The organism is Massilia sp. CFBP9026, from assembly GCF_034045165.1.
Classification (GTDB): domain Bacteria; phylum Pseudomonadota; class Gammaproteobacteria; order Burkholderiales; family Burkholderiaceae_D; genus Telluria; species Telluria arenae.
In genome coordinates this window covers 108,933-126,923 of the sequence record NZ_JAXCWH010000001.1, presented here as the reverse complement: position 1 = coordinate 126,923, position 17,991 = coordinate 108,933, and the positions used below count along the sequence as shown (strand labels likewise).

The following is a 17,991-nucleotide window of genomic DNA, read 5'->3' as shown; positions in this document are numbered from 1 at the left end:
GCGGAGCCGCCGCCCCCGACGATCACGCCACCTTTTTTGGCTCGAAGAACTGTTCGTCCTCCGTCGAGCCGTGCAATGCGGTGGTCGAGCTCTGGCCCTGCTGGATGGCCTGGGTCACGGCGTCGAAGTAGCCGGTGCCCACTTCGCGCTGGTGCTTGACGGCGGTGAAGCCCTTCTCGGCCGCGGCGAATTCGGCCTCTTGCAGCTCCACGAAGGCCGACATGCCACTGCGGGCATAGCCGTGGGCCAGATTGAACATGCCGTAGTTGAGCGAATGGAAGCCAGCCAGCGTGATGAACTGGAATTTATAGCCCATGGCGCCCAGCTCTCGCTGGAATTTGGCAATGGTGGCGTCGTCCAGGTTCTTTTTCCAGTTGAACGAGGGCGAGCAGTTATAGGCCAGCATCTTGCCCGGGAATTTCGCGTGGATGGCGTCGGCGAAGCGGCGCGCGAATTCGAGGTCGGGCTTGCCGGTCTCGCACCACACCAGGTCGGCATACGGCGAATAGGCCAGACCGCGCGAGATCGCCTGTTCGATGCCCGGCTTGACGCGGAAGAAGCCCTCCACCGTGCGCTCGCCGGTGCAGAATTGTTTGTCGTTGGGGTCGACGTCCGAGGTCAAGAGGTCGGCGGCCTCGGCATCGGTACGGGCGATGACCAGGGTCGAGGTGCCCATCACATCGGCGGCCAGGCGCGCGGCATTCAGTTTCTCGACCGCCTCGCGGGTGGGCACCAGCACCTTGCCGCCCATATGGCCGCATTTCTTGACCGAGGCCAGTTGATCTTCGAAGTGCACGCCGGCGGCGCCCGCCTCGATCATCGACTTCATGAGCTCGTAGGCATTGAGCACGCCGCCGAAACCCGCCTCGGCATCGGCCACGATCGGGGCAAAGTAGTCGATGTCGTCCTTGCCTTCGGACCATTGGATCTGGTCGGCGCGCTGGAAGGTGTTGTTGATGCGGCGCACGACCAGCGGCACCGAGTTGGCCGGATACAACGACTGGTCGGGATACATTTCGCCGGCGGCATTGGCGTCGCCCGCCACCTGCCATCCCGACAGGTAGATCGCCTTCAGGCCGGCCTTCACCTGCTGCATGGCCTGGTTGCCGGTCAGGGCGCCGAGGGCGTTGACGTAGGGCTCGTCGTGCACCAGGTTCCACAGTTTGTCGGCGCCGCGTTTGGCCAGGGTGTGCTCGATCGGGACCGAGCCGCGCAGGCGCACGACGTCGGCCGCGGTGTAGTTGCGGACCACGCCTTTCCAGCGCGGATTGCTGTCCCATTCCTGCTGCAATTCGGCGATTTGCTGTTCACGGCTAGTCATGATGCTCTCCTGAAGATGATTGACAACGATTGGTGGGTAGTGCGAATCCGTTGAATCCATCATAGCCCGCTTTGTGCGCAGCACAATCACTCTTATATAAGACAGATCACTATAATTTTGTCGTTTGTTTTCAATAGCTTGAAATCTTAGTTCCGGCATACGAAATGAAATTTCTTACAATGAGAACAAGTCAGGGTCTGGCTTTGCTGCGCATTCCATATGGCAGGACGATCATTTCGCATCCTGAAAAATCGCGCCTTAATTCCCAGCAAGAAAGACCCTGCATGCGAGCGTAAACGCACAAAGGGCGCGGCAGATGCCGCGCCCTTGCGTCGCTTTACACCGAATGGCTTACTTGGCCAGGTCGACCGCCTCTTCGCCGAACACCAGTTCGCCGTGACGCACCCGCACCGGGATGACATCCTTCGGCCCGAAGCGGCCCGCCAGGATCGCCTTGGACAGCGGATTCTCGATCTGCTGCTGGATCGCGCGCTTGAGCGGACGCGCGCCATATACCGGATCGTAGCCGGCCTCGGCTATTCTTTGCAGCGACTCTTCGTCGATATCGAGCGTCATCTCCATCTTGGCCAGGCGCCCTTCCAGGTTGTGCAGCTGGATACGGGCGATAGCGCCGATATTCTTCTCGTCGAGCGCATGGAACACCACGATCTCGTCGATCCGGTTGATGAACTCGGGACGGAAGTGGCCACGCACCTCGGCCATCACGGCCATCTTCACCACGGCGGGTTCGTCCGTATCCATCGACTGGATCCGGTGCGAGCCCAGGTTCGAGGTCATCACGATCACCGTGTTCTTGAAGTCCACCGTGCGGCCCTGGCCATCGGTCATGCGGCCGTCGTCCAGCGCCTGCAGCAGCACGTTGAACACATCCGGGTGCGCCTTCTCGATCTCGTCCAGCAGGATCACGCTATAGGGCTTGCGGCGCACCGCCTCGGTAAGGTAACCGCCCTCCTCGTAGCCGACGTAGCCCGGCGGCGCGCCGATCAGGCGGGCGACCGAATGCTTCTCCATGAACTCGCTCATGTCGATGCGGATCAGCGCATCCTGGGTATCGAACAGGAAGCCCGCCAGCGCCTTGCAAAGCTCGGTCTTGCCGACCCCGGTCGGGCCCAGGAACATGAAGGAGCCATAGGGACGATTCGGGTCCGACAGGCCGGCGCGCGAACGCCGGATCGCATCCGACACCGCCTCGATCGCCTCGTCCTGGCCCACCACGCGCTTGTGCAGCTCGTCCTCGATGTGCAGCAGCTTGTCGCGCTCGCCCTGCATCATGCGCGCCACCGGAATGCCGGTCGCGCGCGAGACCACTTCGGCGATTTCCTCGGCGCCCACCTGCGTGCGCAGCAGCTTCGGTTTCACGTTATCCGTTTCGGCACGGGCCGTGGCTTCCTCGGCCTGGCGCAGCTGCGCCTCCAGCTCCGGCAGGCGGCCGTACTGCAGCTCCGAAGCCTGCTGCCAGTTGCTCTGGCGCTTGGCCTCGTCCATCTGGAAGCGGATGCGCTCGATCTCTTCCCGAATGTGGGTGGTGCCCTGCACCGCCGCCTTCTCGGCCTTCAGCACTTCTTCGTAGTCGTTGTACTCGCGTTCCAGGCGCGCGATCTCCTCGCCCAGGAGTTCCAGGCGGCGCTGCGAGGCTTCGTCGGTCTCGCGGCGCACGGCTTCGCGCTCGATCTTCAGCTGGATCATGCGCCGCTCGAGGCGGTCCATGACTTCGGGCTTGGAATCGATCTCGATCTTGATCTTGGCCGCCGCCTCATCGATCAGGTCGATCGCCTTGTCGGGCAGGAAGCGGTCGGTGATATACCGGTGCGACAGCTCGGCCGCGGCGATGATCGCCGGGTCGGTGATGTCCACCTGGTGGTGCAGCTCGTACTTCTCCTGCAGGCCGCGCAGGATGGCGATGGTCGCCTCCACGCTCGGCTCGTCGACGATGATCTTCTGGAAGCGGCGCTCGAGGGCGGCGTCCTTCTCGACATACTTGCGGTACTCGTCGAGCGTGGTCGCGCCGACACAGTGCAGCTCGCCGCGCGCCAGCGCGGGTTTCAGCATATTGCCGGCGTCCATCGCGCCTTCGGCCTTGCCAGCGCCGACCATGGTGTGGAGCTCGTCGATGAAGACGATGGTCTGGCCCTCATCCTGCGCCAGCTCCTTCAATACGCTTTTCAGCCGCTCTTCAAACTCGCCGCGATACTTGGCGCCGGCCAGCAGCGCCGCCATGTCGAGCGACAGCACGCGCTTGCCCTTGAGCGAATCGGGCACTTCGCCATTGACGATGCGCTGGGCCAGTCCCTCGACGATGGCTGTCTTGCCCACGCCCGGTTCGCCGATCAGCACCGGGTTGTTCTTGCTGCGCCGCTGCAGCACCTGGATCGCGCGCCGGATCTCGTCGTCGCGGCCGATCACGGGGTCCAGCTTGCCGGCGCGAGCGCGCTCGGTCAGGTCGAGCGTGTATTTTTTGAGGGATTCTCGCTGGCCTTCGGCTTCGGGCGAGTTCACGGCTTCGCCGCCGCGCACGGCTGAAATAGCCGACTCCAGCGATTTACGGGCCAGGCCGCTCTCGCGCGCCAGGCGGCCGGCGTCGGACTTGTCGTCGGCCAGCGCCAGCAGGACCATCTCGGACGACAGGAACTGGTCGCCGCGCTTTTGCGCCTCGCGGTCGGACAGGTTCAGCAGGGCCATCAGGTCGCGCCCGGCCTGGACGTTGCCGCCGGCGCCGGTGACTTTCGGCTGGCGCTCCAGCTGCGCCTTCAGGGCATTGGTCAGCGCGCCGACATTGACGCCGGCGCGCTGCAGCAGCGAGCGCGCGCTGCCGTCGTCCTGGTTCAGCAGGGCGATCAGGAGGTGTATCGATTCGATGTATTGGTTATCGTTGCCGACCGCCAGGCTCTGGGCATCCGCCAGCGCTTCCTGGAGCTTGGTCGTCAATTTATCTTGCCGCATGGTGTTGCTCCCTAGAGGTAGTTATTAGCTTGAGAGCAAGATAGGGATGAGAGGCGGTCTTTTCAAGATGCCCACGCGTCCCACCATCCCGTACAATGCGCACACGGCGCTTTCGTTTCCCGCAATGAACCTATTCAGCATTCTTATCACCGATCAGGCCCATGCCGACCAGGCGCTGCCGCCCGCCATCGCACGCAATCTCGCGTCGTTGCGCGAGCACCACCCGGGCCTGCCGCACCGCCTGTACGGCCAGGACGCCATCCGCGACTTCCTGCGTGCCCATATGGAGGCCGACGTCGCCTGGGCCTACGACCAGCTGCTGCCTTACGCCTACCGCGCCGACCTGGCGCGCCTGTGCCTGCTGCACGAGTTCGGCGGCCTGTACGCCGACCTGTCGGTGTTCTTCCATGCCCCGCTGCCGCTGGAGTCGGGCAAGCTGATCGTGTTCCGCGACCGCGCCGTGGTGGCGCCCTGGATCGTGAGCAACACCATCCTGGGAGCGCCGCCGCGCGCGCCGGCCCTGGCGGCGGCGATCCGGATGATCGTCGCCAACTGCCGCAGCCGCTACCGCGGCGCTTCCTCGCTGTGCCCCACCGGCCCGGTCCTGCTCGGCAAGGCGATCGCCCTGCACTGCGAACCGGACCAGATCCACCTGGGCGAGGTGAGCAACCTCGCCCAGCGCAACGATACCGAGTCGCTGGCCTTCATCGACGCTACCGACGGGCGCCTGGTCGGCTACCGCACCAAGCGCGCCGCCGGGCTGGCGGAGCTGGGGCTGGAGCGGGGCGTCAACGACTACAACGATTTTTATTATGCCCGCCTGACCTATGCCGCCGACTATCCGGTACTGATCGACGCCGACTACCTGGCGCGCCATGGCCGCACCTCGGCAACGCTCGAAGGCGGCCGCCTGGCCTATCCGGGCGCGCCGGCCAGGAGCGACGGCGCCCTCGACACGGTGGCGCTATGCCACCTGCCGATCCCGTTCGCGGCGGGCCGCTACCGGGTGCTGCTGGAGCTGGACGACGCGACCGCCGGCGCGCCGCTGACCCTGATCGCGCTGGAGAACGGCTCCGGCCTGCCGCTGGCGCGCGCCGAGCACCGCCTTGGCGGCGGCGCGGCCATGCCGGCGCTCGACCTCGACGTCGCCACCAGCCGCAAGGACATCGTGATCGGCATCTTCAGCGCCGGCCCGGCGCCGCTGCGCATCGCCGGCCTGCGCGTCGAGCGACTGCCCCAGTCCCATTCCCAGGAAGCCGCATGACCATCAAATATGTCTCCTATGGCGACACTACCGGCTACGGCCTGTCCGGCCTGGCCTACCTGCGCGGCCTGCTCAACCTGGGCCTGGACGTGCAGTGGCAGCCCGTGTTCTGGGGGCCGCAAGGCCTGCAGTTCTGGGAACCGGGCATGGCGCCCGAGCTGCTCGAGTGCATGCGCGCGGCGAGCGCCGACCCGAGCCTGCGCGACCTGCCGGCCATCCTGGCGCGCTGCACCGCACCACGCGACTGCGACATCGTGGTCGCCCACCTGGTGCCCGAATACCTGGAAGCCTGCCTGGAGCCAGGCAAGCGCAACTATGCCTACTGCACCTGGGAAGCCGACCGCATCCCGGCCCACTGGCCGGCGATCCTGAACCGCTTCGAGGCGGTGCTGGTGCCGTCGACCTTCAATGCCGAGGCGTTCCGCGCCGGCGGCGTGACGGTGCCGGTGCACGTGGTGCCGCACATCCGGCGCCACGCGATCGACGACGTCACACCCGCCGCCCGCGCCGGACTGCGCGAGCGGCTGGGCTTCCGGCCTGACGACCACGTGTTCTACACGATCGGCGCCTGGATGCTGCGCAAGGACTTGCCGCGCCTGGTCGAGGCCTTCCTCGCCGAGTTCACGGCCATTGAGCCCGCCGCGCTGTGCATCAAGACCTCGACCCGGCCGGTACACTTCCCGCTGCCCAACGAACAGGGAAAAACCTCGAGCGAACTGGTGCAGGAAACCATCCACGCCTTCGCCGCCCGCAGCGGGCGCGCGCAGTTGCCGCGCGTCGGCGTGCTGGCCGGCGACGGCCTCGAAGGCGGCTGGATCGACTGCCTGCACGGCATCGGCGACACCTATGTGTCGCTGAGCCGCGCCGAGGGCTGGGGCATGGGCGCCTTCGACGCCGCCGCCCTCGGACGCCCGGTCCTGATGACCGGCTGGAGCGGGCAGCTCGACTACCTCGGGCGCGACCATCCCGGCCTGATCGGCGGCCGCCTGGAAGCGATCGACTGGCCCGGCACCACCTATATGCCCGACCAGCGCTGGGCGGTGGCCGACGTGGCGGACGCGCGCGCCAAGATGCGCTACCGCTTCATCCACCGCGATGCGCCCGATCCCCACGCCCGGCGCCTGAGCGAAACCATCGCCAACCGCTACGCAGAGGGAACCGTCATGCGCCAGTTCGCCCGCGCGATCGGCGTCCTGGAAGGCCAGCCATGATCCCGCGCATTTTTCACTTCGTGTTCGGCCTGCGCGTGCAGGACGAACCATTCCACCTGGCGCACTACCTGTGCCTCGAATCCTGCCGCCGGCTCAATCCCGGCCACGCGATCTGGTTCCACCACGATCACGAGCCATGGGGTCCGCTGTGGGAGCGCATCAAGCCGCACCTGGTGCTGCGCAAGGTGACGCGCGAAGCGCTGCCGCAGGCCGCCTACCAGCAGTCCGGCGAAGGCCGCATGATCGCCGCCGCCGGCTGGAGCTATGCCCACGAGGCCGACTTCATCCGCCTGCGCGTGCTGGCCGAGCATGGCGGCGTCTATGCCGACATCGACACCCTGTTCGTGGCGCCCATGCCGGACCACCTGCATGACCACGATTGCGTGCTGGGCGACGAAGGCGCCCTGCCCGACGCACGCGGCATCCTGCGCCCGTCGCTGTGCAATGCCCTGATCGCGGCCCGGCCCGGCGCGCCCTTCGTCGCACGCTGGCTGCACGATTCCCACGCCGCCTTCGACGGCAAGTGGACCAGCCACTCGTGCCAGCTCGCGACGCGCCTGTGGGAAGCACAGCCGGAGCTGGTGCACGTGGTGCCGCGCCAGTACTTCTACCGCCATCCATGGACGCCGGACGGCATGCGCAACCTGTTCGAGCGGGTCGATTCCGACCTGCGCGACGTGGTCAGCCTGCACCTGTGCAGCCACCTGTGGTGGGATGCCGCGCGCACCGACTTCACCAGCTTCCACGCCGGCCTGCTGACCGAGGACTGGGTGCGCGCCGGCGCCTCGACCTATGCGCTATTGGCGCAGCCGTACTTGCCGGGAGCCGCGCCATGAACGGGCCGCGCTTTACCGATTTCCTGCCCGGCCCCGGCCGCGGCGCCGGCTTCAAGCTGGGCCAGGACGGCGTGCAGGTGGCGCAGGGCGTGCTGCAGCAGCTGGCCTGGCCCGGCGCAGAGCCGCTGGTATCGTGCCTGATGGTCACCCGCGGCCGCCTGTTCCCGGCGCGCTTCGCGGTCGACTGCTTCCGCGCCCAGGGCTGGGCCGCGCGTGAGCTGGTGCTGGTATGCGACGCGCCCGGCACCGAGATCGAAGCCTATTGCCGCCAGCTCGGCGACGAGCGCATCCGGCTGGTCTTCCCCGCCACGCCCGCGGCCAGCCTGGGCGAGCTGCGCAACCTGTCCCTGGAATCTGCGCGCGGCGACTGGGTCTGCCAGTGGGACGACGACGACCTGTACCACCCCGACCGCATCGCCCTCGGGATGCAGGCCTTGCTGGCGCTGGGCGCCGACGCCATGTTCCTGCAGCGCTGGCTGCTGTGGGCGCCGGGCGCGCGCCGGCTGGGCGTGTCCGGCGCGCGCGAATGGGAAGGCTCGATGCTGGCGCGGCGCGCCAGCGTGCCGCCCTACCCGGCGCTGGCGCGCGGCGAGGATACCGCCGTCATGCACGCCATGCTGCGGCGCGGGCGGGTGCTGCTGCTCGATGCGCCGTGGGCCTACACCTATGTGCAGACCGGGGTGAATACCTGGGCCGCGGAACACTTCGCGGCGATCTGGGCGGCGGCCAGTTTCGAGCAGGCGCAAACGGGATACGAGGCCGCGCTGGCGGCGCTGGGAACGCATGGACCGCATGCGGCCTACGCGGCGGCGCTGGCGACGGCGCCACGCGCCGATCGTCCGAACTGACGCGAATATGGCTGGCTGTTTCCCGCACTGGCCACGCACGTGCTGGGCTATCATCTGTCAAATTCATTATTTCCTAGCAGCATGTTTTCGCGACTCGACTCCAGCCTGAAGATTTTCGGCGCCCTGATCATTCTCATCCTGGCCTGCCTTGCCACGCTGCCCATCCTCAGCAGTTCCCAGGCAAACGCCACGCTCGAAGCCCTGAAGGAAGGGGCTGCCAAGGAACGCTCCTACAGTCTCATGCTGACCCTGCTGCAGGATGCCGAAACCGGGCAGCGCGGCTTCCTGATCGGCAGCGACGAGAGTTTCCTGGCTCCATACAACGCCGGCGTGGCGGGCATACCCGCGGCGCTCGATCATCTGCAGCGGCATGCCAGTTCGGAAGCCGAGCGCACGCTGGTGGCGCGTATCGTCGAACTGAGCCGGGCAAAGGTCTCGGAAATGGACCAGACCATCCGCCTCAAGAAAGCCGGAAAGACCAAGGCAGCAATGGATATGGTGGCCAGCCAGCGCGGAAAGGTCATCATGGACGATCTGCGCACCCTGCTCGGCCGTCAGCAAAAGGCGCTGGCCGACCACCGCAACGGCTTGCGCGACCAGCTGACCGCCACCCTGCGCTACAACTCGGCGCTGGGCATCGGCGCCAGCCTGGCCAGCGTCGTGCTGATTTTTGCGACCATCTACATCGTGACCAGGAGCCTGAACGAACAGGCGGAATCGGCGCGCCAGTCGAAGTCGCTGGCAGAGAACAACGCGCAGCTGGCGCAACAGGCCGCCATTCGCGCCGAGCGCCTGGCGATCACGGCCGATATGCTGCAGGCCCTCGATAGCGTGAAGACACCGCCCGAGCTCGAGCGGGTTTTACCGGTATTCCTGCGCAAGCTATTGCCTGGCACATCTGGCGCGGTCTATCTGTATCGCAATTCGCGTGACGTGCTTGAACTGAAGGCAAGCTGGGGCCTGATGGAGGATGCGCCGCCCATGGTGGCGCCAGGCGAATGCTGGGCCCTGCGCCTGGGCAAGGTCCATCGAGCCAGCAGAGAACACGATCTGTGCTGCGACCATGGCGCCACCTGGCACAGGGACCATGAGTCCCAGACCTGCGTGCCGATGATTTCCCAGGGCGATGTGATTGGCATCCTGGTGATCGCGGGCGACCGGCACGACGCCAGCCGGGGCGACAGCGCACACGTCGTCTCGCTGGCCGAACAGCTCAGCCTGGCGATCAGCAATGTCTCGCTGCGCCACACGCTGCGCTACCAGTCGACCGTCGATCCGCTGACCGGCCTGTACAACCGGCGATTCTTCGACGAATCGCTCAAGCGCGAGCTGGCGCGCTCGCAACGCAGCCACAGCGTCTGCTCGGTAGTGATGATCGACCTCGACCATTTCAAGCGCATCAACGACACCTATGGCCACGATGGCGGCGATCTCGTGCTGCAGGCGGCCAGCCGCGTGCTCTTGCAGCGGGTGCGCGCCAGCGACGTGGCCTGCCGTTACGGCGGCGAGGAACTGGTGCTGATGCTGCCCGACTGCGGCGCCGAAGAAGCCGCGAAGTGCGCCGAAACGATACGCCTGACCCTGACCGACATGGTCATCCAGCACCAGGGCGCGACGATCTCGGGCATCTCGGCCTCGTTCGGCGTTGCCCAGTGGCGCGGCGATGGCGAGCAGGAGGCCGATCCGCTGCAGGCGGCCGACCGCGCCCTGTACGCGGCGAAGAAAGACGGGCGTAACCGGGTAGTGATCGCAGGGCAGCCACGCCAAGATGAATCTAACGCCGGCACGCGCTAGCGGCTCGACTCGACCTTGTCGCCCCCGCCATACTGCACCCCGCGCGCGCGCATGAATTCCATCCGCCGCGCATGCAGCTCGTCGTTCGGGTCGAGCGCCACGCACACGCTGGCTACGCCGGTGCAGCCATGCGGCTCGTGGCGCAGCTGTTCGAACACCAGCCGGTCTTCGCCGTCGCCGGTCGCGAACGCGGCGCACGACCACAGGTGCACCAGGTGCAGCAGCTGCAGCTTGTCGATCGCCAGCCCGCTCGGCCGCACGAAGCCGCCGAAGCGCTCGGCATAGATGCCGCGGCCCACGCCCACGCTCTCGATCTCGTCCACGCACAATTCCTGGCCGGTGTTGCCATCGGCGTAGACCGAATACGAGAACGCCCATTTCTTGCCCTCGATCGCGGCCAGCACCAGCGCGCAGTGGTCGTCCCTGAACCAGTCGTCGTCGTCGAGGTAGACCACCACCCGGCTGTCGGCCAGCAGCGTCAGCGCCGAGCGCAGCGAGCCGCCGTAGAACGACGCATGCACGCCCCCGTGGCGGCGCGAGGTCGAGTAGCCCAGGTCGATCAGGCTGAGCGTGACGTGCGGCGGGCATTCCGGCGCCAGCTGGGCCAGCAGAGCATCGAGCCGGCCGTGCCGGTCGCAATCGACGCCGACCAGGATCTGGATGCGGCCTTCGATGCGCTGGCCATACACCGAGCGCACGGCGCGCGCCAGCGACTGGCGGCAGGTGGTGGCGATCACCACCGCGACGTCGTGGCTGGCGCCGTTCATGGCTGGCCCAGCGCGAACGGGTAGTCGCCGCTGGCGGCGAGGATGCGCTGCCTGAGCCCCTGCGCCGCCAGCGCGCCGGGCCGATGGTGGGTGGCGTCGCGCTGCGGCGCATGGGTCGAGTCGAGCGCGATGTCGTTGAAGAAGTACGGCACCGTCGCCGTGTAGCAGGCGGTGCGCCGGTACAGCAGGTGGTCGGCCACCAGCATGCCCCAGGCGTGCACGCCGGACAGGTCGAGCCCGATCCCGTCCGGGCTGTAGCGCGCCAGCAGGGCCGCCAGCGCGCCGCGCCGCGCGACCCAGGCGCCGGCCGAGTAGCAGCTCGGCTCCCATTCATGCCACAGGATGCCGTGGCGCAGGTACAGCTCGCCCAGCTCACCGATCACCGGCGCATGGCTGACGTGCAGCTGCAGGATTTCCCAGTCCGGCGGCGCCGACGCCAGCAGCGCCGCGCCGTCGTAGCGGTGGTGGGCGCGCACGTCGTCCTCCATGATCACCGCGGTCGCGACGCCCGCATCGAGCGCAGCGCCGGCCGCGCGCAGGTGCGAGGCGACGATCGCCAGCTCGTGCAATGAGTTGGCGAACGGCTCGCGCACCTTCACCGCCGGCAGGGTGTCGGGCGTGACCGCCTCGATGCGCGCATGCGCCACGCCGGCGCGCTCGAAGGCCTCGCGCGCCAGCAGGCGCCGCCCTTCGTCGGCGGCGCGGTTGATCCAGAAATGGGGCAGTCCTTCGAGCATGACGTCAGTCTAGCTTAGAACCTATCCCGGCAGCGATCAGAACACGCCGCGCAGGCCGGCGTTGCCGCCCACGGTGTGGTAATCGCTGCGTGCTTCGCCGCTCACGCCGAAGTAGAGGTAGGCCCCCTTCCTGAGCTGGACGGTACCGGTGACGCCGCCCTGCACGAAACCGCGGCCCACGTCGGGCGCGCCGACCGCGATGCGCTCGCCGGCCAGGGTGGCGCCCAATACGGGACGCAGCAGCTCACCACCGTCGACGCCGGCGCCGAGCTTGAAACGCCAGGTCGAGGCCAGCAGCGGGTCGAGGTTGCGCGAGGCGCCGGCCACGCCCAGCACGGTGCGGGTGCCGTTGGCCGACCAGTCGTCCAGCGCCAGCGCCGCCACCGAGGCCGACGTCTCCATCAGCGCATCGCGCTCGACGCGCTGGACCGTCACCCGGGCGAACGGCGCCAGGCTGGCGCCCCCGACGAGCGTCGGCAGGCTGGCGCCGACACCCAGCAGGGCGCTATTGCCGCTGCCGCGCGTGGCCAGTCCAACCGCCGGGTCGAGCGGATCGGCGCGCCGGCTTTCCGTCTTGTCGCGACCATAGCTGCCCTGCAGGTCGAACACGACCTTGCCGGCAGTCGCCTCGCCATAGGCGAACACCTTGTTCTGGCGCAGCTTGCCATTGCCGGCCTGCGCATCGAGGTCGGTGCTGGCGTGGCTGGCGCCGAAGCCCAGGCGCGCATCGCGCCCCGTCAAGAGGTCGAAGCCCACCGTGACCTGCACGCGGTCGGCGTCGAACGCGGAGGCGACGTCGCCGCCCTTCCACTTGGCGCGGCCGGCGCCGAGGTCGATCCACAGCGCGCGCGCGTCCTGGCTATCCGAACGCTGCAGCAGGGTGCGCTGCAACTCCCAGTTGGCCTGCGGCAGGGCCGCCGCCAGCGCGCCGTGCACCTCGCCCGCCAGGCCCTGCAGCACGCCGCCGAGCTGTTGCGCGTTGCGCGAACCGGTCTGGTAGCTCAGGCTGGTCTGGGTGGCGCTGCCCTTGCCGGCCTGGTCGAGGTCGACGATGCGGTCGAGCGCTGCGCCCACCGAACGCGCATTGGCGCCCGCTTCCCCGGCCCAGGTGGCGTACGAAGCCGGCAACACCTTCAGCTCGATGCTGTTGTTGCCGCCATGGTCGTAGAAGGCCGCCAGGCGGGTATTGGCGCCCAGGCCTTCCGGCTGCGCCAGGGTGTCGAAGCGGCCATCGATGCCGCCGTCGGCGGTCAGGATCAGGAAGTTCTGGCCCAGCTCGGGCACGAACTGCGGCGAACCGTAGCCGGACTGGCCGGGCGTGTACAGGTTCTTCAGCGTCGGCGCCAGCGTGGCGCCGGACTCGATCGTGAAGCGCTTGCCGTTGACCACGTGCAGGAAGGAGTAATGGCCGGCCGCGCCGATCGGCGTGTTCATGCCGGCTTGCGTGGCGCTGCCGATGTCCTGCTTGTAGGTGCTGCCGGCGGCCATCGTGATGTTCGAATCGGCGCTCAGCATGCCTGGCGAATTACCTGGCGACAGGGTGCCGTGGACGAGCACGTCGCCCTGCAGCGTGCCGGCGCCGCCCAGCGTGGCGCCCTTGGCGACCATCACCTTGCTGGCGAACACGCCGTTGGCCAGCAGCTTGCCTTCGAGAACGCAGGTGGCGTCGATGCGCGCCGCGCCGGTCACGTTCAGCGTGCCCAGGCCGGTCTTGTTGAAGCAGCCGTCGCCGGCGCCGGTCGAGATCAGGTCGCCCGCCAGCGTGGTGCTGGTGCCGGCATCGACGTTGATGTCGGTCTTGCGGCCCATATTGATGTCCTGGCCGGTCAGGATGTCGACCGTGGCGTGGATGGTGCCCGAATTGAAGGTCATCACGCTGCCCCAGCCCAGGCCCCAGGAATTGGTCACCTTCACCAGGCCCGAATTGATGGTCAGGCCGCCGGTCCAGCCGTCGCCCGGCCGGTTCGCCGCGAGGCGGCCGCCGGCGTTGTCGCCGGCCAGCACCAGGGTGCCTTCGCCGTCCTTGACGATGCGGCCGGCGCCGGTGATGTTGCCGTCCAGGGTGACGACGCTGTCGGCGCCCTCGGTGTCGACCACGCCATTCTTCGCCGTGACCTCGATGCCGCGCGCGGAGTCGAGCGTGGCGGTCGTCTGCAGGCGGCCGCCGTCGAGCACCAGGCCGCTGCCGGCCGCGCCCAGGTTGGCGTCGCGGTCGATGCGCAGGGTGGCGCCGGAACCGATCGTGGTGCCGCCCGTGTAGGTGTTGTCGGCACTCAGGGCCAGGGTGCCGCCGCTCACCTGCAGGCCGCCGCCATTGGCCAGCGTGCCGCGCAGGATCAGGGTGCCGGCACCGTCCTTGACCAACTTGCCGCTGCCGTCCACCGTGCCGGTCTCGACCAATGTGGTCGCGGCGTCGACGTCGACCGTGCCGCGCCCGGCCAGCAGCAGGCCGCGGCCGTGGGTCATGTCGGCGCCGGTCTGCCAGGCGCCGTCGCGCAGTTCCAGCGCGGCCCGGCCCAGGCCCAGGTTGGCGTCGGCCAGCGTGCGCAAGGTGGCGTTCGCGACCACGGTCTTGCCGGTGTAGGTGTTGTTGCCGAGCAGCGCCAGCTTGCCGCCTTCGACGTTCAGGCCGCCGCTGCCGGCGAGGATGCCGCTGAACGAGCCGCCACCTTTGGTCACGCTCAGGTCGTTCGCGCCCAGCAGCACCGAGCCGGCGCCGCTCAGGCCCGCGACCGCCACCTTGCCGGTCGCGCCGGAGACGTCGAACACGCCGTCCACGCCGACCGCACTGCCGGCGATGCCACCCCTGCCCGAAAGCACCAGCGTGGCGCCCCTGGCGATGTCGGTCGCACCCGTATAGTCCTGGGCGCTGGTGAAGCTCAGCTTGCCGCCCGCCAGCTTGACGCCGCCGGCGCCAGTGATGCTGCCGCCGAAACTGTCCGCGGCCTCGGTCAGGGTCAGCGTCTGGCTGCCCAGCCGCACCGTGCCGGCGCCCGCCAGGCTCTTGACGGCGGCCTTGCCATTGCTGCGCGAGACGTCGAAGGTGCCGCCGACATTGACCCGGCTGTTGGCGATGCCGCCGTTGCCGGAAAGCGCCAGCGTGGCCAGGCGGCCGATCAGGGTGGGGCCGCGGTAGGTATTGGCGCCGCCCAGGGTTTCGGTCCCGGCGGCAACCTCGAGGCCGCCGTTGCCGCTGATGACGCCGGTAAAGGCGCCGCTCGCATTGCTCAGGCGCAGGGTGTTATTGCCGAGCCTGACCGCACCGGCGCCCGACAGCGTCTTGATGCGGGCGCTGTCGGCCTGGCTGACGTCGAAGGTGCCGTTGGCCAGCACGCCGCTCGACAGGGCCAGGCTGCCCGAACCCGACAGGGCCAGGGTGGCGCCGGCGCCGATGCTGGTGGCGCCGGTGTAGCGGTTGTCGCCGGCCAGCACCGCGGTGCCGCCGGCGATGGCGAGACCGCCCGAACCGTCGATGCTGCCGGTGAAGGTGTCGCCGGCCCGGGTCAGGGTCAGGGTCTGGCCGCCCAGCAGGACGGCGCCGGCGCCGCCCAGGCTCTTGATGGCGGCGCCGCCGGTACTGCCCGCGATGTCGAGCGTGCCGTCGCCGGTGACGCGGCTGTTGGCGATGCTGCCGTTGCCGGACAGCGCCAACGTCGCGCCCTGGGCAATGCTGGTGTCGCCACTATAGGTATTGCGTCCGCTCAGGATTTCACGGCCGGCCGCCAGTTCCAGGCCGCCCGAACCGGCGATCGTGCCCGAGAACTGGCCGCTGGCATTCGTCAGGGTCAGGGTCTTGTTGCCCAGGTTGACGGTTCCGGCGCCGGACAGCGTCTTGATCTCGGCGCCCGTGTCCATGGCGGCGATATCGAGCGTGCCGTTGGCCAGCACGCCGCTCGACATCGCCAGGCCGCCGCTGCCGCCGCCCGACAGACCCAAGGTGGCGCCGGCGTCGATGACGGTCGCGCCCCGGAAGATGCTCAGGTGGGTATCCAGCACCTGGGTGCCGCCGGCGATCGCCAGGCCGCCCGAACCGCGGATATTGCCGGTGAAGGTGTCGCCGGCGCCGGTGATGGTCAGCGTCTGGTCGCCCAGGATCACCGAACCGGAACCGGACAGGCTCTTGACGGCGGCGCCGCCATCCGTGGCCGCGATGTCGAAGCGGTTACCGTCGAGCACCAGGCGGCTGTTGGCGATGCTGCCCTCGCCTTCCAGCGTCAGGCGGGCGCCTTGCGTCAGCACCGTGTCGCCGCTATAGGTATTGGCGCCGCTCAGGATTTCGTGGCCGGCGGCGATCGCCAGCCCGCCCGAGCCCTGGATGCTGCCCGAGAAGTTACCGCTGGCCTGGGTCAAGGTCAGGACCTGGCCACCCAGCAACACCGCGCCCGAGCCGGACAGGGTCGTGATCTGCGCGCCGTTGGTGGCCTGCGAGACGTCGAAGCGGCCATCGGCTACCACGCCGCTCGAGAGGGCGATGCTGCCGGAACTGCCCAGCGCCAGCCCGGCGCCGTCGTCGATCCGGGTCACGCCGTTGTACCAGTTCGTGCCGTTCAGGGTCTGGGCGCCGCCAGTGACGGTCAGCCCGGCCGCGCCATGGATGCCGCCGTCGAAACGGCTGTGGGCGTCGGTCAACACCAGGCTGTCGTCACCGAGGACCACGGTGCCGGAGCCGGACAGCGATTGCAGCCGGGTATCCTGGCCAGGCTGGGAAAAATAGAGGAAGCCTTCGAGCGCCACTTCACGCGAGGCGGCAAGGCTGGCCTGCCCCGTCAGCGACAGCACGGCCTGGCGGTCGACGCTGGTCTGGCCGGTGTAGTGCTGGGCCTCGGTCAGGGTCGCATAGCCGCCGGCGATCGCCAGACCGCCTGAACCGTGGATGCTGCCGTCAAATTGTCCGCCAGCATTGGTCAGGGTCAGCGTCTTGCCCCCCAGCCAGACCGCGCCATTGCCCACCATATTCTTGACCTGGGCGCCATCATGGCTTGCCGAGATGTCGAACACGCCGTTGTTGAACAGGCCGCTCGACATGGCGATGGCGCCGCTGCCGCTCAGGGCCAGGGTGCCGTCGGGTCCGATGCTGGTCGCGCCCGTGTATTCCGTGGCGGCGCCCAGGATATGGGTGCCCTGGCTCACGCTCAGGCCGCCATCGCCGGCGATGCGGCCGTTGAAGTTACTGCCGTGGCCGGTCAGTTCGAGCGCGCCGCCGCCCAGCAGCACGGCGCCGGAACCGGACAGCGAGCCCAGGGCGGTATCGCCATTCGCCAGCGTCAGGTCGAGCGTGCCGTCGATGGCAGCGCCGCGCGAGTCCGCGATGCTGCCATTGCCCATCAGGGCCAGGCGGGCGCCTTCGGCGACGGTGGTGGCGCCCGTGTAACGGTTGACGCCGCTGAGCACTTCGCTGCCGCCATCGACCGTCAGGCCGCCCGCGCCGGCGATCGTACCCGCATAGTGGCCGCTGGCGGCGCTCAGGACCAGGGTCCGGCCGCCGAGCACCACACTGCCCGAATTGCTGCCGGATAGGGAACGGATGCCAACATCCTTGTCGGCGGCGGAGATGTCGAACTGTCCGTTATTGAGCACGCCGCTCGAGAACGCGATGCTGCCCGAGCCCGACAGGGCCAGGCTCGCGCCGCGGTTGATCGCCGTCGCGCCTTCGTACCCGTTGAGGCCGCCGAGCATGCCGATGCCGCCGGCCAGGAGCAGGCCGCCGGAACCCTGGATGCCGCCCAGGAAGACGTGGTCCGGACTGGCATTGGTGAGCGTCAGCAGGCGTTCGCCCAGCAGCACGGTGCCGGAACCGGACAGGCTTTGCAGGCTGGTGCCGGTATTGGTCGCCGAGATGTCGAGCTCGCCATTATTGTCGATATGCCAGCCGGCGGCCTGGCCGTTCGAGTCGTCCCCATCGTTCAGGGTCAGCCTGGTTTGCTCGGCGATGTGGTGGGTGTCGTAGGTCACGCCGTTCTGCGCCAGCGCCAGGATCGGGAACAGCGCCGCGACGGCCGCCGCCAGCAAGGTGCGGGCTCCGGCGAAGCCCCGGTCCACCGCAAGCTCGCGCCGCACGCCGGCATCGCTTCCAGTCTCCTTGCCGTTCGTGCTGGCGACTTCGGCGACGGCCATCAGCATATGGCGTTTCTTGTTCCAGACGAGGCGGTAAATATGGTTCATGGCAATATCGGTAAGTGGCGAAGACGGCGAAAGCCGTAAAACCGATATTATTTAACGGAAATAATGCCGCTGAACAATACTAAATGCCGA

Annotated in this window: 10 protein-coding genes; 5 read left to right on the top strand and 5 right to left on the bottom strand. The window is 68.2% G+C overall.

Going from position 1 to position 17,991, the window contains the following annotated elements:
- Nucleotides 1-22: 22 nt before the first annotated feature.
- Nucleotides 23-1,321: an isocitrate lyase gene (aceA, locus tag SOM28_RS00530; RefSeq protein ID WP_320466839.1), complete on the bottom strand. Its 1,299-nt coding sequence runs from the start codon at nt 1,319-1,321 to the stop codon at nt 23-25.
- Nucleotides 1,322-1,672: 351 nt separating this feature from the next.
- Complete coding sequence (gene clpB, locus SOM28_RS00525; RefSeq protein WP_123067639.1) at nt 1,673-4,282, bottom strand: ATP-dependent chaperone ClpB; 2,610 nt, start codon at nt 4,280-4,282, stop codon at nt 1,673-1,675.
- A 124-nt stretch (nt 4,283-4,406) separates the two neighbouring features.
- Between clpB and SOM28_RS00520 the strand changes: the two genes are divergently transcribed.
- The 5 genes from SOM28_RS00520 to SOM28_RS00500 all read left to right on the top strand — a co-directional run bounded on the left by SOM28_RS00520 (nt 4,407) and on the right by SOM28_RS00500 (nt 10,235).
- The gene (locus tag SOM28_RS00520) at nt 4,407-5,546 is read left to right on the top strand and encodes a glycosyltransferase family 32 protein (protein ID WP_320466838.1); all 1,140 of its coding nucleotides are present in this window, start codon (nt 4,407-4,409) and stop codon (nt 5,544-5,546) included.
- Nucleotides 5,543-6,757: a glycosyltransferase family protein gene (locus SOM28_RS00515; RefSeq protein ID WP_320466837.1), complete on the top strand. Its 1,215-nt coding sequence runs from the start codon at nt 5,543-5,545 to the stop codon at nt 6,755-6,757. The genes SOM28_RS00520 and SOM28_RS00515 overlap by 4 nt, the downstream gene beginning before the upstream one ends.
- Entirely contained in the window at nt 6,754-7,593 is an 840-nt protein-coding gene (locus tag SOM28_RS00510; protein ID WP_320466836.1) for a glycosyltransferase family 32 protein, read from the top strand. Before SOM28_RS00515 ends, SOM28_RS00510 begins: the two co-directional genes overlap by 4 nt.
- The gene (locus SOM28_RS00505) at nt 7,590-8,441 is read left to right on the top strand and encodes a glycosyltransferase family 2 protein (RefSeq protein ID WP_183407294.1); all 852 of its coding nucleotides are present in this window, start codon (nt 7,590-7,592) and stop codon (nt 8,439-8,441) included. Before SOM28_RS00510 ends, SOM28_RS00505 begins: the two co-directional genes overlap by 4 nt.
- A gap of 81 nt (nt 8,442-8,522) precedes the next feature.
- On the top strand, nt 8,523-10,235 hold the full coding sequence (locus SOM28_RS00500) for a diguanylate cyclase (protein WP_320466835.1): 1,713 nt from the start codon (nt 8,523-8,525) through the stop codon (nt 10,233-10,235).
- Here SOM28_RS00500 and SOM28_RS00495 read toward each other — a convergent pair.
- Genes SOM28_RS00495 through SOM28_RS00485 form a run of 3 tightly spaced genes read right to left on the bottom strand, consistent with a single transcriptional unit; the run spans nt 10,232 to nt 17,901 of the window.
- Nucleotides 10,232-11,002, bottom strand: a complete 771-nt coding sequence (locus SOM28_RS00495; RefSeq protein ID WP_123067645.1) for a glycosyltransferase family 2 protein — start codon at nt 11,000-11,002, stop codon at nt 10,232-10,234. The two genes, SOM28_RS00500 and SOM28_RS00495, sit on opposite strands and share 4 nt — an antisense overlap.
- On the bottom strand, nt 10,999-11,739 hold the full coding sequence (locus tag SOM28_RS00490; protein ID WP_320466834.1) for a hypothetical protein: 741 nt from the start codon (nt 11,737-11,739) through the stop codon (nt 10,999-11,001). Before SOM28_RS00490 ends, SOM28_RS00495 begins: the two co-directional genes overlap by 4 nt.
- A gap of 36 nt (nt 11,740-11,775) precedes the next feature.
- Entirely contained in the window at nt 11,776-17,901 is a 6,126-nt protein-coding gene (locus tag SOM28_RS00485; protein ID WP_320466833.1) for an ESPR-type extended signal peptide-containing protein, read from the bottom strand.
- Between the last annotated feature and the right edge of the window lie 90 nt (nt 17,902-17,991).